Raw genomic sequence first — 13284 nt, 5'->3', positions numbered from 1 at the left:
ATGTATAAATTTGAAGTCTACAAGGACAAGGCCGGCGAGTTTCGCTTCCGCTTCAAGGCCTCGAACGGCGAAACCATGTTCGGTTCGGAAGGCTATAAGGCGAAGGCCTCGGCCCTGCATGCTATCGAATCGATCAAGGCTCACGTTGGCGGCGCCGTCATCGACGACCAGACCACCGCCACCGCATAATTTTCGCGTCACGCACTTGCTGCAAAGCCATTAACGGCCGGCTGCCCTTTGGGCATGCCGGTCGTTTTGATTTTTCTGCGGCGAATTTCAAGAAATCTTTTCGCGAGTGTCGAATTCACTTGGGCCCGCGACTCATTATGTCGAAGCGGCAGGAAGCCGTTTTGCCAGCGGTGTTGTATATTCCGGCATTCAGCTTTCGGGGTACGCCGTACGGCCATCGTCAAAACTGCAAATGGGAGACCCATCTCATGCAATATGCTTTGATCATCCGTGAATCAGCCGAGGATTTTGGGCGTCGCGCCGATCCGACCTATAAGAACGGCTGGATCGCCTACACCCAGGCGCTTGTCCAGGCCGGCATCATGACGGGAGGCGCGGGATTGACGGCGCCGGAGACGGCAACGGTTGTCCGTCGCCAGGGCGAGGACCATGAAGTAAAGGACGGTCCCTTCCCTGAAGGTAAGGAGCAGCTTGGTGGCTTCTACCTGATCGATGTGCCGGATCTCGATGCCGCGCTGGAATGGGCGCTGCGCGTCCCGATCTCCCAGCAAGGTTCAGTCGAGATACGGCCGCGATTGCAGATGTAGCCATCATGGAGTTGGATGCCGGACGCGCCGCCGAGCAAACGGCGCGTCAATCCTACGGCAAGCTGATCGCCTTTCTCGCCGCGCGCTTCCGCGACGTGCCGGCGGCCGAGGATGCTTTGTCGGATGCGATCGCGGCAGCGTTGAGTACTTGGCCGGAACGTGGCATCCCCGACAATCCGGAAGCCTGGCTGCTGGTTGCAGCCAAGCGTAACCTCCTTCGCCGCGTCAGGCACGAGAACGTCAGGGCTGGAGCGCGCGACAGGATCATGATGGCCTTCGAAGAAGCGGAGGAACGCATGAATGCCGACAATTCCACCTTTCCGGATGAGCGCCTGAAGCTCCTTTTCGTCTGCGCCCATCCGGCTCTGGATCGCTCGGCTCACACCCCGCTGATGCTGCAATCCGTGCTCGCCGTCGATGCCGCAACCATAGCCAAGGCCTTCCTCGTTTCGCCGCAAGCCATGAGCCAGCGGCTGGTACGGGCAAAAATCAAGATCCGCGACGCACATATTCCCTTCATCGTTCCGGAGCGGTCCGCACTGCCGGACCGATTGGAAAGCGTGCTCTCGGCGATATATGCAGCCTATGGCCTCGGCTGGGACGGTGTCGACGGAGAGATCGGCAAGCAAAGATCTTTAGCGGATGAAGCCATCTGGCTCGGCCGCACGCTGCTTGCGACCCTGCCCGAGGAACCGGAGGCGGCAGGCTTGTTGTCGCTGATGCTCTACAGCCAATCCCGTCGTGAAGCGCGGCGCGACGCGAATGGACGATATGTCCCTCTCGACCAGCAGGACATGACCCTTTGGGACGTCGAAATGATCGCGGAAGCCGACAATCTATTACGAAAGGCGGGTGCATTCGGGCGCTTCGGCCCGTTCCAGTGTCAGGCTGCGATCCAGTCCGTGCATGCCGACCGGCGACGCTCGGGCATCACTGACTGGGCAGCTCTGGCCAAGCTTTATCAGGCGCTCGTTATGATGAAACCGACCGTCGGCGCCCGCGTCAGCTATGCCGCGGTGACGGGCAAAGTGGAAGGTCCTGCTGCGGGATTGGCTCTCCTTGACCGGATAGCCGAGCGCGAAATCGTCAACTATCAGCCCTATTGGGCCGTGCGCGCCCATCTCCTGGCAGAAGCCGGAGATACGGAAAGCGCCTCCAATGCCTATCGGATCGCGATCGGCCTCAGTGACAGCGAAGCCGTGCGGCAATTCCTGCAGGCACGCCTCGATGGCATCGCATCGCCGGAGCAATGATCGATTACTTCTCCGTCAGTTTCAGCTCGATGCGGCGGTTGGTGGCGCGAGCATCCGGCGTATCGCCCGGTGCGATCGGCTGGAATTCGCCGAAGCCGGCAGCGACGAGCCTGTCGGCGGGCACACCCTGCGAGATCAGAAACTTGACGACTGCGATAGCGCGCGCCGATGACAGCGCCCAGTTGTCCGGATAGCGGCCATTGCCCGAAAGCGGCACATTGTCCGTATGCCCGTCGACGCGCAGCACCCAGTTGATCTCGGGCGGAATTTCCTTGGAAAGATCGATGAGAGCTGTGGCAAGCTTGGTCATCTCCGCCTGGCCCGCCGGATTGAGATCAGCAGCGCCGGACGGGAAAAGCACCTCGGACTGGAACACGAAGCGGTCACCGACGATGCGGATATTATCCCGATCCGAAAGGATTTCGCGCAAGCGGCCGAAGAAGTCGGAACGATAGCGGTTCAGTTCCTGTACGCGCTGTGCCAGCGCCACGTTCAGCCGCCGGCCGAGATCGGCAATCTTCACCTGCGATGACTGATCTTTGGCTTCTGATGCCTGAAGGGCAGCTTCGATAGCGGCGATCTGGTTGCGCAGGGCGGCAATCTGCTGATTGAGGAGATCGACCTGGCTCATCGCCCGTGCGCTCACCTGCTTCTGATCGTCAAGCTCCTGCGAAAGCGATCCAGCCCGCTTTTCCGCAGCCTGGCTGCTGCCGGAGCCTGCTGCGAGAAGGTCTTGCAGCCGCGAGCGCTCAGTCTCCGCCGAGGATAGCGATGCCTGAAGATTGGCGACAGCATCCTCCAGATCCTGTTTGCCGCTTTTTTCCAGTGCCAGCTGCTGCACCAGATCGTTGATGCGGCTGTTGAGGCGATTGAGCACTTCGTCGCGCCCGGAAATTTCGCGGCTGAGGATGAATTGGCCAACGACGAATACCGTCAGCAGGAACATGATCGCCATGAGCAGCGTGGACAGCGCATCGACGAAACCGGGCCAATAGTCGACGCTTCTCTGGTGGCGTCGGTTGCGGGCGAGCGCCATGGCTTACTTGCTCCCGGTCTTCTCGGTATGGCTGATCCGGTCGGCGAGGCGGTCGAGCGTGCGGCGCATCGATTTCGCCTCTTCCTGCTGGGCCTCGATCCAGTCGCGCAGCATCTGCTGTTCGTTACGCATGTTCTTGACCAGGCCCTGAATGCCTTCGGCGAGGTTCGCCATCGCGGTCACCGAGCGTTGACCACCGCCCTCCTCGGCGATCTTGCGCAGATAGTCGGAAAGCGCACGTACATCCTCCGAGGAGGCGCCGGCGGCATTTTCGATGACCGGCGTGATATCGGAACCGACATCCGTGACCGAGGAAAGCCAGTTCTCGAGCTCGGTGTAGAAACGGTTCTGAGCACGGCCGGCCTGGAGATCGAGGAAGCCGAGGATTAGTGAGCCGGAAAGGCCGAGCAGAGAGGAGGAGAAGGCCGTGCCCATACCCACAAGCGGGCCGGAAAGACCCGATTTCAAGGCGCTCAGAATGTCACCTGAGTCGCCGGTGCCCGCGTCGAGGCCCTGGATGACGTCATTGATCGAGCCGATCGTACCGATCAGACCCCAGAATGTGCCGAGCAGGCCGAGAAAGACGAGGAGGCCGATAAGATAGCGTGAGGTGTCCCGCGATTCGTCGAGGCGTGTGGCGATCGAGTCGAGGATCGAGCGCAGCGTCGCCGTGGAAAGCTGCATCGCACGGCGATTGCCGAGCAGCGCCCGCATCGGCGCCAGCAGCCGCGGGTTACGACCGACCTTGTCCGCATTGCCGACTGCGCGGAAGTGATTGAACCAGCGAACCTCAGGTCTCAGCATCAGCACATGGTTGAATACCAGCAGAATGCCGACGACCAGCACACCGACGATCAGGCCGTTGAGGCCGGGATTGTGCAGAAACGCGACCTGGGCCTGACGGAAAAGGATAGCCACGATAAAGCCGACGATGACGAGGAAAAGCACCATCGTCCAGAAAAAGGCCATCGGGCTCGAGAGCTTATAGGTGTAGCTGCCCGACACATTGTCGGTCGATCCCAGATCCGCCAATTTCACATTTTCCATTGCACGCTCCGCCACCGCATTTTCCGCAGGCGAGACTAGAGCAACATTGTGCCGAATTGAAGAGACGGAAAGCACAAAACAGCCCGTTGGCAACAGACCGTTTTATCCCTCGAAAAGGCGAATGGGGGAATGGCTTATTTCGTCGGGACCGGCCGCTTGACAACTTCGGCAAGCGCCTTCTGGATGTGCTCGTTGCCGCAAATGATCGATTTCGTTGCGAACATCTCGGTACCGCCATGGAAATCCGATACGAAGCCGCCGGCTTCGCGGATCAGCAGAATGCCGGCTGCGATATCCCAGGAAGACAGGCCGGTTTCCCAGAAGCCGTCGAAGCGACCCGCTGCCACATAGGCAAGATCGAGCGATGCGGAACCGAGACGGCGGACACCGGCGACCTCGCCCATGACATGGCGCAGCTCGACGAGGAACTTGCCGTGATTGCCGCGGCCAAGATGCGGAACGCCGCAGCCGATGACGCTGTCCGACAGTACGCGGCGCGAAGCCACGCGCAGGCGGCGGTCATTGAGGAATGCGCCACCACCGCGCTCGGTCGTATAGAGTTCGTCGGTGGCCGGATTGAAGATGACGCCGGCAACGATCTCGTCGTTGCGCTCAAGCGCGATCGAGACCGCAAACAGCGGAATGCCGTGCAGGAAATTGGTGGTGCCGTCGAGCGGATCGACGATCCAGCGATGGGCGCCATCCGTGCCCTTGACCTCTTCGCCTTCCTCGCCGAGGAAACCGTAGGTCGGGCGGGCCTTCAACAGCTCGTCGCGGATGATCTTCTGCGCCTTCAGGTCCGCCTGGCTGACGAAATCGCCCGGTCCCTTCACCGACACCTGCAGGTTCTGCACTTCGCCGAAATCGCGGCTGAGCGACTTGCCTGCCTTGAGGGCAGCCTGAACCATGACATTGAGAAGAGCAGAACGGGCCATCGGGGTTCCTTGGATAATGCAGAAAGCGCTGACCGGGCCCGAAAGCAGGCACCGACGGAGCAGGAGCGTCAGCGGAAATAAAGATTGGCGGCCTCAAGACCATAAAATCGCGGGAATTTCAAGTGGTGAGGCTGTGGCAGACGCAAACTGACCTCAGATCAGCTCCGCCAAGGCTCAATCCGACACCTTTATTATCGCGCGCGCCGATACTTGTTGGCTGCGTCGATGGCCGCCTTCTGCTGGTAGTCCTCGATCCCTTGATAGAAATCCTCAAGCTCGGGGTCTTTCAGGCCGGCACGACGCGAAATGACATACCAGGTGGCGGCAGCCACCGGATCCTGCTTCGTGCCGATGGCGTTGATATAAAGATGCGCCAGCTTGTTTTGCGCGACGACGTTGCCGCGATAGGCTGCGACCCGCATCCAGTTAAAGCCGTTTTCGAGGTCCTGCGCGCCGCCGGTGCCGTTGATCAGCCAGATGCCCATGTCGAGCTGTGCAGTATCGAAGCCGGCATTGGCGGCACGCGACAGCCACTCGCGTGCGCGCGCCTTCTTTTCCGGCGGCAGATCGGGAAGGTTCAGATAGAGCTGCGAAACGGCATACTGCGCGTCGGCAATGCCCTGCTGCGCAGACTTTTCATAATAGGGAAGCGCCATCTGCAGACCCTTCGGGCCTGGATTTTCGGCCGTCAGCATCTGGGCGACATTGAATTCCGCCGAAGGCTGACCCGCATCGGCCGCCTTCTTCATCCATTCATCGGCCTTCTTCTGATCGCGGGGCACTTCGCGGCCCTCCATCAGGATCAGCGCGTATTTGAACATCGCCGTGGGATCACCGCCCTCGGCCGCCTTGCTGTACCAGAAGGCGGCGTCCTTCGTATCGCGCTTGACGCCCAGGCCCTGTGCCATCAGCTCCGCGATCAAGGTCTGTGCGGCCGGATCGCCGAGCTGCGCCCGCGGCAATGCTTTCTGAAAAGCTGTCAGGTAATAGCCGCGTTGGAAGGCACCATAGGCATCATCCACCTTGCCGGTGAAAGGCTTTTCCGGCGGCAGGTCCGGCAAATTTGCCCCCATGCGCTCGAAAACGCCAACGCCCTGGGATGGCTTGATGTCGCTATCGGCTTTCGGCTCTGCGCCCGGCTGAATCTTTTCAGTCTTGAAAGTGCCGGCATCGGCGCCCAGGGGCCGGGTCATGACATTATCGTTGTGCTGCGGTGCATCCGGCACGGTTGTGTCGTCATCGGATTGCGCATTGTCTTCCGGTCGCGCGCCCTTCTCCGCCGGCTGCGAAACACCCGGCAGGGACGTACTGTCATTGCCGGATTGCGCCGCGGCCAGCAACGGGAATGCTGCAAGCCCGGCTGCCAGCACGGCAAGGAAGGATCGATGGCGGAATCGAGGCGCTGACGACATGAATCGCTATCAATCCTCAAACCGTGGCGCTTTTTCGTCCAGAAGCGCATTCACTTCCGCAACGATGGACGGGGCGGCGGCGGGATCGGCAAAGACCGCCTTGTGCAGCGCCACGAACTCGGCGCCGGTGAGCGCCACCTCCAGCGCTGACTTCGGATCGGTGCCGCCCATGACGATACAGGGAATTTCGATCATCGAAGCCCACCATTCGCCGAGCGCCAGATTTTTCGGATGCGCCTCGGGCTTGATGTCGCCATCGAGCTTGCCGAAGAAGATATAGTCCGGCCTGAGTTCGCCGACCTCCAGTGCGCTGTGCCTATCGGCCGCGCTGCCGCCACCGACGATCAGCTTCGGCACGAATTTTTCGACGGCTTCCGTAAGCTCGGTAATATTGCCGGCAATGTGCAGCCCGTCGGCCTTGGCACGCCCTGCCACGCGGCTGTCACCGGCGACGAGCGCTGCCGCACCCGCGGCCTGAATGACCGGCACGAGCTTTTCCGCATGTTTCTGGAAGGTACCGTCATCAAGACCATATTGAGGAATGATCACCGAAGCGACGTCCCCACCCCTCAGGGCATCGGCCACTGCCGTCGCCCGCTGCTCGATATCGGCAATGTCGGGAACGATGAGTACGAGGCGGCAACGATCTTCGGGCACGGTCATGCGAGCTTCCATGGTTTCGGCCTCCATCGTCAGCGATGGCGCACCGGTTCGATAATCGTGAGTAAATCCGTTAGCTCTCTCTGACAAGGGGCAGCGGCCGAAACGGGCAGTTCGCGATGAAGGACATCGGGCACGCCACCTCCGCGAGCGGCCATTCGCACAATATATCATGCAGCGCACAATTAACTTGCCGCCCTTGGGCGTTTGACGTAGCTTTCCGCCATGTCGACCATGGATCCTTTCGCAGCCATCGCGGACCCGAACCGGCGTCATCTGCTGGAGGAATTGCGCCGCGCACCCAAGACGGTCAACGAACTGGCGCAGGGCCTGCCGATCAGCCGCCCAGCCGTTTCGCAGCATCTCAAGGCTTTGCTCGACAGCAACCTCGTTTCCGTCACCAATGAAGGCACGAAGCGCATTTATGCGGTCAACAGCCGCGGCTTCGACAAGTTGAATCTATGGCTGGATCAATTCTGGTCCTGAAACGGCTTTTCCGCTTTCATTATACTTGGAAATTTGCGGAATTTGGTAGCTGATAGCGTCAGCCATGAAGACGTGAAAAGCGGCTCTTCCAGTTAAGTCCGCGATCGAAACGACATGACCTCCGGATGAGCGAGTGCCGCGACCACAACGAGCCGAGAGTCGCCAACGACGGCATTTGTTGCATAAGATGGGGAAATTGCGCCAACCCCTACCTTCGACACTACGAAGCTGGCGCATCCGTTTTTGACGGAAATGCTCATCGATCCTGACTGGGAATTTGCCTCAAGACCTTTCGATCTGCCTCTTTTGCCCCAAGATCGATGGCTTTTTTGAACTTTGGAACGTTGCCTCAGTGAACGGAGGAACGCAGACGCTGGATTTCGTCCTTGACGCGCAGTTTCCTGCGTTTGATGTCGGCTATTTCCGTATCATTGCTAGAGGGAGATGAGATTGCCGCATGCAGCGCCTCCTCGAGCGCGACATGTTTCTTTTCGAGCGATTCAAGATGTGCTTGAACAGTCATATGACCCTTCCTTCCTCTGAAGAGCCCTGACCATCCATTCGCCAAGGCTCTAGGTGTCAACCTTCTTACTGTGCCATAAGATCGAGCCTTTGTCGAAGGCGAAAACGTGGCCTATAGGCGGCAAATTCGTGAAGAAGGATAACTTCCCGTTATCGTCATTTGGTGATAGGAGCTTGCGGAATTCAGGAGGCGGAACGAATGCGATTCCGCGATATGCTGGGGAAATGAACATGGCCGATCAGGAACAGGCGGAAATCAGGCTGATCGTGGCGCGGCTGCGCCAGGAACACGAGGATTATGATGCCGCAATCAATGCCATGATCGAGACGGGCTGCGATGCCCTTCGTATCCAGCGCATGAAAAAGAAGAAGCTCGTCATCAAGGACAAGCTGACCAAGCTGGAAGACCAGATCATCCCCGACATCATCGCCTGAGGAGCACAACGCAACGATGCTGACCGAAAGACCGCCTGTCGCCATCATCATGGGAAGCCAGTCTGACTGGGAGACCATGAAGAATGCTGCGGACACCCTGGAAGCGCTTGAGATTACCTATGATGCGCGCATCATTTCCGCGCATCGTACGCCGGACAGGCTGGTGAGCTTCGCCAAGGGCGCGAGGGACGAGGGTTTCAAGGTCATTATCGCGGGCGCCGGCGGCGCAGCGCATCTGCCGGGCATGGCGGCTTCTATGACGCCTCTTCCGGTCTTCGGCGTGCCGGTTCAGTCACGCGCGCTCTCCGGTCAGGACAGCCTTCTTTCGATCGTGCAGATGCCGGCCGGCATTCCCGTCGGCACGCTCGCGATCGGTAAGGCCGGCGCGGTCAATGCCGCCCTTCTTGCTGCCGCCGTCCTGGCGCTCGGCGACGAAGAGATTGCCGACCGGCTCGACGAATGGCGCGCGCGCCAGAGTGCCGCCGTTGCCGAATATCCGATGGACGACCTATGAACGCGAAGACGATTGGTATCATCGGCGGCGGCCAGCTCGGCCGCATGCTGGCCATGGCGGCTGCGCGCCTGAATTTTCGCACCGTCATCCTCGAGCCTCAGGCCGATTGTCCGGCGGCCCATGTTGCCAACGAACAGATCACAGCCGCCTATGACGATGCGGCCGCCCTTGCCGAGCTGGCGAAGCGCTGCGATGTCGTGACCTATGAGTTCGAAAACGTGCCCGTAACCGCCGCCGAGGATCTTGCCTTGCAGGTAACGGTCTATCCGCCGCCCAAGGCGCTTAAAATGGCGCAGGACCGGCTGACCGAAAAGAGCTTCATCAACGGCTGCGGCATTCCGACGGCCCGCTTCCATGCCGTCGACAGCCAGGACGACCTCGAAAAGGCGCTAGCGGATTTCGGCGGTCAGGGCGTGCTGAAGACGCGCCGCCTCGGCTATGACGGCAAAGGCCAGCGCGTCTATCGCTCCGCCGCTGACAGCCCCGAAGGCGGCTACGCGGCCTTGGGCAGCGTTCCGTTGATTCTGGAGAGCTTCGTATCCTTCGAGCGCGAGGTTTCCATCATCGCCGCCCGCGGCAGCGACGGAAAAGTCGCCTGCTACGATCCGGCAGAGAACGTCCATCGCAACGGCATTCTCCACACCTCCACGCTGCCGGCGAGCATTTCGCAAGAGACGGCGAACGCCGCTCGCGATGCTGCGGAGAAGATATTGACGGCGCTCGGCTATGTCGGCGTCATCGGCATCGAATTCTTCGTGCTTGCCGATGGCAGTCTGATCGCCAATGAAATGGCGCCGCGCGTCCACAATTCCGGCCATTGGACGGAGGCCGCCTGCGTCATCTCGCAATTCGAGCAGCATATCCGCGCCGTCGCCGGCCTGCCGCTCGGAAATCCTCAGCGCCACTCGGACTGCGTCATGACGAATCTGATCGGCGACGACATCCTGGCACTGCCGGAATGGCTGCGCCTTGACGACACGCTAGTGCATCTCTATGGCAAGACCGAAGCCCGGCCGGGCCGCAAGATGGGGCACGTTACACAGCTTCTGCGCTGAGATCAGCGGGAAAAAGCCCTGACATGGTTGACAGCGCACGGCCGACAGGGTATTTGCTCCCCACCCTAAAGAGCGCGCCCTGAGCGCGCTTTTGATTGTTAAAGACCCGGGCGAATGTGACATTCCCCCTCAGAGATCGCGGATCAGAAAAATGAAGATCAAGAATTCGCTCAAGTCGCTCAAGGCGCGCCACCGTGACAACCGTCTCGTCCGCCGCAAGGGCCGTATCTACATCATCAACAAGCTGAACCCACGCTACAAGGCTCGTCAGGGCTGATACAGCGCGCGGCTCCGGTCCCATGGATCGAGCCTCAGTTTTGGTTGATCGCATCAAATTTGTTTTGATCTTCGACATTGGCGGGCTACTATGCCCGCCATGCGTGTTTTTGCTTTGTCATATCTAGCCCTGCCGATTCTGTTTGCTCTGACTGCCTCTGCATCCCATGCGGCGCCGGCTGATGAACCAAACCCTGTGGAAAAGCAGAATCAGGGCAATTCCTCCGGCACCCTGTCGTCCAAGCAGCAGCTCGACAATCTGTTCACGACGCTGAAGCGACAGCGCGATCCCGACCAGGCAAGCTTGATTGCGGACCAGATCAATGCCCAGTTCGCCGATTCCGGCAGCGCCACTATCAATCTCCTGATGCAATGGGCCGACAAGGCCATTCAGGACAAGCGCAATGCCGCCGCGATGGATTATCTCGATCAGGTGATCTCGCTGAAGCCCGACTATGTCGAAGGCTGGAACCGCCGCGCCACGCTCAATTTCGCGATCGGCGACTATCGCAAGTCGATGGAAGACATCAATCAGGTGCTGCGCATCGAGCCGCGCCATTTCGGAGCGCTGGCCGGCATGGCGGCGATGCTGACCGAACGCGGCAACGATGCTCTCGCCCTTAAGGCCTGGCAGCGCTTTCTCGAAGTCTATCCTGCGAATCGATCGGCCCAGGAGGAAGCGGACAAGCTCTCGGAAAAGATTGCCGGCAGCCGCACCTGATTTTCCGCCGAGGTCTCCCGGCGAAAATCGCATTTGGAGGGATGAAAAGCCGCCATATCGCCCTAGATTAGCGTCTCAAGATATTTGATCCGTGCCGCAATGATCGATTCTCTGTTCATCGTCGCCATTGTCTTGCTTCTTATCGCCGCCGCGGGCTTTTCCGCGTACAAGACCCGCGCCATCGAGCAGGCCTATCCCAATATTGGCGAACTTACCGATATTGGCGGCTACCGCCTCAACGCGGTCCATTTGCCGCGCCCGTCAACGGCTGATCTGCCGGCTCTGGTCTTTATCCATGGGGCCAGCGGCAATCTGCGCGACCAGTTCGAGGCCTTTGCGGCACCTTTATCTGGCCGCGCCGAAATGCTGTTCGTCGACCGCCCCGGTCACGGCTATTCCGAACGCGGGCCGGCCGAAAACGCGGTGCCCTCGGGCCAAGCCGATGCGATCGCGAAGCTGATGGACAAGCGCGGCATCAAGAGTGCCATCATCGTCGGTCACTCCTTCGGTGGTGCGATCGCAGCCGCCTTCGGCATGCGGCACCCCGAAAAGACGGAGGGGCTGCTCTTTCTCGCGCCGGCGACTCACCCCTGGCCTGGTGGCGTCGACTGGTATTATACACTTGCCGCCATGCCCGTTTTCGGCTGGCTCTTCACTCAGCTTTTCGTCATTCCGATCGGCTTGCGCCGAGTCGAAAATGGCACGCTCAGCATCTTTCGCCCTAACGAACGGCCGGCGGATTATATAATCAAGACGGCGCCGGAACTGGTGCTACGGCCGCAGACCTTCCGCAACAATGCGATCGATGTGGTCAATCTCTTTGCCTATGTCTCTGCCCATTCCCCGCGCTATAGCGAGATCAAGGCACCCACGGTCATCATCACCGGCGACAGTGACGATATCGTGCTCGAAGAATTGCATTCGCGTGGACTTGCCCGGGATATCGCGGGCGCCGAACTCGTCACCATCCGCAATCTCGGCCACAAGCCGGATTATGTCACGACGGATGTCGCAATCGCCGCCATGGAACGGCTGGCAGGCCAGCCGCGCGATCTGCAAGTGCTTGCCGCACAGGCGGAAATCCGCATCAGCGACCTCGGCAGCGAAGTTTCCACGCGACAGCCCTCTTCTCAGGCCATGACGACATCCTGACCAGACACATCCTCGAATATGCGGCTCTGCGGCACCGCCTCGATGGTCTGCCGCACCGCCTGCAGCATGATCGATGCCAAGCGCTCCGTTGCCGGGCTCCCTTCCGCCTCGGCACGATGGAGCACGAGATCGAGCGTCGGCAAAGCCGGCAAGCCCACCTCTCCCGGCGTCAATTGCCGTACCTTTGGCGGCAGGCCGAGCGGCGTGCGCAGTGTCAGGCCAAGACCTGCCGCCGTTGCTGCCCAAAGCCCGCCGAGGCTCGGGCTGACGAAAGATATCCGCCAGCCGATGCCGGCGCGATCGAGCGTCTTCGTGGCGATGTTGCGCAGCAAACAAGGCGCCTCAAGCGAGGCGAGCGGCATGGCCTCGCCGCCATCGGCGTGCCATTGCATGTCGCCACCGGCCGGGCCGACCCAGCAGAGCGGGACTTCAGCTATACGGTCCGTATAAGCCGTGCGGAAACCATCGCTCCAGGCAAGCGCCAGATCGAGCTTGCCTGACGTCACCCGCTCCACAAGTTCCGCGTTGCGCACGACACGCGCCTCGATACGCACCTTGGGATGTGCACGGGCGAAGCGGCCCAATACGTCCGGCAGCAGCGTCTCGCCGAAATCCTCTTGCAGCCCCAGGCGCACCCAGCCTTCAAGCTCGGTCCCATGCAGCGCCGTGGCCGCCTCGTCGTTCAGATCCAGCAGCCGCCGTGCATAGCCAAGCATCGTCTCGCCGGCCTCCGTCAGCGCCAGTCCCCGGCCCGCCTTGCGGAAGATCGGCGTGCCCGCCTGCTCCTCCAACTTTTTCAGCTGGGCACTGATCGCCGAGGTGGAACGCCCGAGCCGGTCTGCCGCCTTGGCATAGCTGCCGAGATCCATACCGGTGACAAAGCTGCGCAGCACATCGAGATCGAAGATGATCTTTCGCATCGATAATCATCCATATTTTTGGGACTATACATCAAGAATTATCTGATTTTCAGGATGATTATCCACTGGCATTCTATGCTCGTC

General features: G+C 60.3%; 17 protein-coding genes. 10 read left to right on the top strand and 7 right to left on the bottom strand.

Features of this window, described 5'->3' with window-relative positions; translation table 11 throughout:
- The 3 genes from FHT73_RS21290 (at position 1) to FHT73_RS21280 (ending at position 2029) form a co-directional block, all read left to right on the top strand.
- Entirely contained in the window at positions 1-189 is a 189-nt protein-coding gene (locus tag FHT73_RS21290; protein WP_015341032.1) for a YegP family protein, read from the top strand.
- Between the two features lie 248 nt (positions 190-437).
- Positions 438-776, top strand: a complete 339-nt coding sequence (locus tag FHT73_RS21285; RefSeq protein WP_112335089.1) for a YciI family protein — start codon at positions 438-440, stop codon at positions 774-776.
- A gap of 5 nt (positions 777-781) precedes the next feature.
- A complete protein-coding gene (locus FHT73_RS21280; RefSeq protein ID WP_183714644.1) occupies positions 782-2029 on the top strand; it encodes a DUF6596 domain-containing protein in 1248 nt (415 codons plus the stop codon).
- Positions 2030-2033: 4 nt separating this feature from the next.
- Here the strand turns inward: FHT73_RS21280 and FHT73_RS21275 are convergent, their stop codons facing one another.
- The 5 genes from FHT73_RS21275 to FHT73_RS21255 all read right to left on the bottom strand — a co-directional run bounded on the left by FHT73_RS21275 (position 2034) and on the right by FHT73_RS21255 (position 7122).
- Positions 2034-3065, bottom strand: a complete 1032-nt coding sequence (locus FHT73_RS21275; protein WP_112335091.1) for a peptidoglycan -binding protein — start codon at positions 3063-3065, stop codon at positions 2034-2036.
- Positions 3066-3068: 3 nt separating this feature from the next.
- On the bottom strand, positions 3069-4112 hold the full coding sequence (locus FHT73_RS21270) for a flagellar motor protein MotA (protein ID WP_183714641.1): 1044 nt from the start codon (positions 4110-4112) through the stop codon (positions 3069-3071).
- A gap of 134 nt (positions 4113-4246) precedes the next feature.
- Positions 4247-5047 carry an inositol monophosphatase family protein gene (locus tag FHT73_RS21265; protein ID WP_015341037.1) on the bottom strand — a complete coding sequence of 267 codons (801 nt, stop codon included), beginning with the start codon at positions 5045-5047 and terminating at the stop codon, positions 4247-4249.
- A 191-nt stretch (positions 5048-5238) separates the two neighbouring features.
- Positions 5239-6459, bottom strand: a complete 1221-nt coding sequence (locus FHT73_RS21260) for a tetratricopeptide repeat protein (RefSeq protein WP_112399748.1) — start codon at positions 6457-6459, stop codon at positions 5239-5241.
- 9 nt (positions 6460-6468) lie between these two features.
- On the bottom strand, positions 6469-7122 hold the full coding sequence (locus FHT73_RS21255; RefSeq protein WP_112335297.1) for a thiamine phosphate synthase: 654 nt from the start codon (positions 7120-7122) through the stop codon (positions 6469-6471).
- A gap of 222 nt (positions 7123-7344) precedes the next feature.
- Between FHT73_RS21255 and FHT73_RS21250 the strand changes: the two genes are divergently transcribed.
- Positions 7345-7605 carry a metalloregulator ArsR/SmtB family transcription factor gene (locus FHT73_RS21250; protein WP_015341040.1) on the top strand — a complete coding sequence of 87 codons (261 nt, stop codon included), beginning with the start codon at positions 7345-7347 and terminating at the stop codon, positions 7603-7605.
- A gap of 349 nt (positions 7606-7954) precedes the next feature.
- On the opposite strand, the gene FHT73_RS21245 is transcribed toward FHT73_RS21250, so the two are convergent.
- Positions 7955-8128, bottom strand: coding sequence for a DUF465 domain-containing protein (locus tag FHT73_RS21245; protein ID WP_015341041.1), 174 nt, complete (start codon positions 8126-8128; stop codon positions 7955-7957).
- A 230-nt stretch (positions 8129-8358) separates the two neighbouring features.
- Between FHT73_RS21245 and FHT73_RS21240 the strand changes: the two genes are divergently transcribed.
- The 6 genes from FHT73_RS21240 (at position 8359) to FHT73_RS21215 (ending at position 12280) form a co-directional block, all read left to right on the top strand.
- The gene (locus FHT73_RS21240; RefSeq protein WP_015341042.1) at positions 8359-8562 is read left to right on the top strand and encodes a DUF465 domain-containing protein; all 204 of its coding nucleotides are present in this window, start codon (positions 8359-8361) and stop codon (positions 8560-8562) included.
- Between the two features lie 16 nt (positions 8563-8578).
- Positions 8579-9076, top strand: a complete 498-nt coding sequence (purE, locus tag FHT73_RS21235) for a 5-(carboxyamino)imidazole ribonucleotide mutase (protein ID WP_015341043.1) — start codon at positions 8579-8581, stop codon at positions 9074-9076.
- Positions 9073-10131, top strand: coding sequence for a 5-(carboxyamino)imidazole ribonucleotide synthase (locus tag FHT73_RS21230; RefSeq protein WP_183714638.1), 1059 nt, complete (start codon positions 9073-9075; stop codon positions 10129-10131). The genes purE and FHT73_RS21230 overlap by 4 nt, the downstream gene beginning before the upstream one ends.
- Before the next feature lie 151 nt (positions 10132-10282).
- Complete coding sequence (ykgO, locus tag FHT73_RS21225) at positions 10283-10408, top strand: type B 50S ribosomal protein L36 (protein ID WP_003582204.1); 126 nt, start codon at positions 10283-10285, stop codon at positions 10406-10408.
- A 90-nt stretch (positions 10409-10498) separates the two neighbouring features.
- A complete protein-coding gene (locus FHT73_RS21220) occupies positions 10499-11128 on the top strand; it encodes a hypothetical protein (RefSeq protein ID WP_183714634.1) in 630 nt (209 codons plus the stop codon).
- A gap of 99 nt (positions 11129-11227) precedes the next feature.
- Entirely contained in the window at positions 11228-12280 is a 1053-nt protein-coding gene (locus tag FHT73_RS21215) for an alpha/beta hydrolase (RefSeq protein WP_183714631.1), read from the top strand.
- Here the strand turns inward: FHT73_RS21215 and FHT73_RS21210 are convergent.
- Positions 12259-13200 carry a LysR substrate-binding domain-containing protein gene (locus FHT73_RS21210; protein WP_112410017.1) on the bottom strand — a complete coding sequence of 314 codons (942 nt, stop codon included), beginning with the start codon at positions 13198-13200 and terminating at the stop codon, positions 12259-12261. The genes FHT73_RS21215 and FHT73_RS21210 overlap by 22 nt on opposite strands.
- Between the last annotated feature and the right edge of the window lie 84 nt (positions 13201-13284).

Origin of the sequence: Rhizobium sp. BK098, assembly GCF_014193155.1 — a bacterium.
GTDB lineage: Bacteria > Pseudomonadota > Alphaproteobacteria > Rhizobiales > Rhizobiaceae > Rhizobium.
The sequence above is the reverse complement of the archived record's forward strand: the minus strand, read 5'-3'. Positions and strand labels throughout refer to the sequence as shown.

What these genes read in the sequence shown, in the direction of transcription:
- FHT73_RS21290 (WP_015341032.1), top strand. Translation starts at nt 1, where the DNA reads ATGTATAAATTTGAAGTCTACAAGGACAAGGCCGGCGAGTTTCGCTTC.
- FHT73_RS21285 (WP_112335089.1), top strand. Translation starts at nt 438, where the DNA reads ATGCAATATGCTTTGATCATCCGTGAATCAGCCGAGGATTTTGGGCGT.
- FHT73_RS21280 (WP_183714644.1), top strand. Translation starts at nt 782, where the DNA reads ATGGAGTTGGATGCCGGACGCGCCGCCGAGCAAACGGCGCGTCAATCC.
- FHT73_RS21275 (WP_112335091.1), bottom strand. Translation starts at nt 3,065, where the DNA reads ATGGCGCTCGCCCGCAACCGACGCCACCAGAGAAGCGTCGACTATTGG.
- FHT73_RS21270 (WP_183714641.1), bottom strand. Translation starts at nt 4,112, where the DNA reads ATGGAAAATGTGAAATTGGCGGATCTGGGATCGACCGACAATGTGTCG.
- FHT73_RS21265 (WP_015341037.1), bottom strand. Translation starts at nt 5,047, where the DNA reads ATGGCCCGTTCTGCTCTTCTCAATGTCATGGTTCAGGCTGCCCTCAAG.
- FHT73_RS21260 (WP_112399748.1), bottom strand. Translation starts at nt 6,459, where the DNA reads ATGTCGTCAGCGCCTCGATTCCGCCATCGATCCTTCCTTGCCGTGCTG.
- FHT73_RS21255 (WP_112335297.1), bottom strand. Translation starts at nt 7,122, where the DNA reads ATGACCGTGCCCGAAGATCGTTGCCGCCTCGTACTCATCGTTCCCGAC.
- FHT73_RS21250 (WP_015341040.1), top strand. Translation starts at nt 7,345, where the DNA reads ATGTCGACCATGGATCCTTTCGCAGCCATCGCGGACCCGAACCGGCGT.
- FHT73_RS21245 (WP_015341041.1), bottom strand. Translation starts at nt 8,128, where the DNA reads ATGACTGTTCAAGCACATCTTGAATCGCTCGAAAAGAAACATGTCGCG.
- FHT73_RS21240 (WP_015341042.1), top strand. Translation starts at nt 8,359, where the DNA reads ATGGCCGATCAGGAACAGGCGGAAATCAGGCTGATCGTGGCGCGGCTG.
- purE (WP_015341043.1), top strand. Translation starts at nt 8,579, where the DNA reads ATGCTGACCGAAAGACCGCCTGTCGCCATCATCATGGGAAGCCAGTCT.
- FHT73_RS21230 (WP_183714638.1), top strand. Translation starts at nt 9,073, where the DNA reads ATGAACGCGAAGACGATTGGTATCATCGGCGGCGGCCAGCTCGGCCGC.
- ykgO (WP_003582204.1), top strand. Translation starts at nt 10,283, where the DNA reads ATGAAGATCAAGAATTCGCTCAAGTCGCTCAAGGCGCGCCACCGTGAC.
- FHT73_RS21220 (WP_183714634.1), top strand. Translation starts at nt 10,499, where the DNA reads ATGCCCGCCATGCGTGTTTTTGCTTTGTCATATCTAGCCCTGCCGATT.
- FHT73_RS21215 (WP_183714631.1), top strand. Translation starts at nt 11,228, where the DNA reads ATGATCGATTCTCTGTTCATCGTCGCCATTGTCTTGCTTCTTATCGCC.
- FHT73_RS21210 (WP_112410017.1), bottom strand. Translation starts at nt 13,200, where the DNA reads ATGCGAAAGATCATCTTCGATCTCGATGTGCTGCGCAGCTTTGTCACC.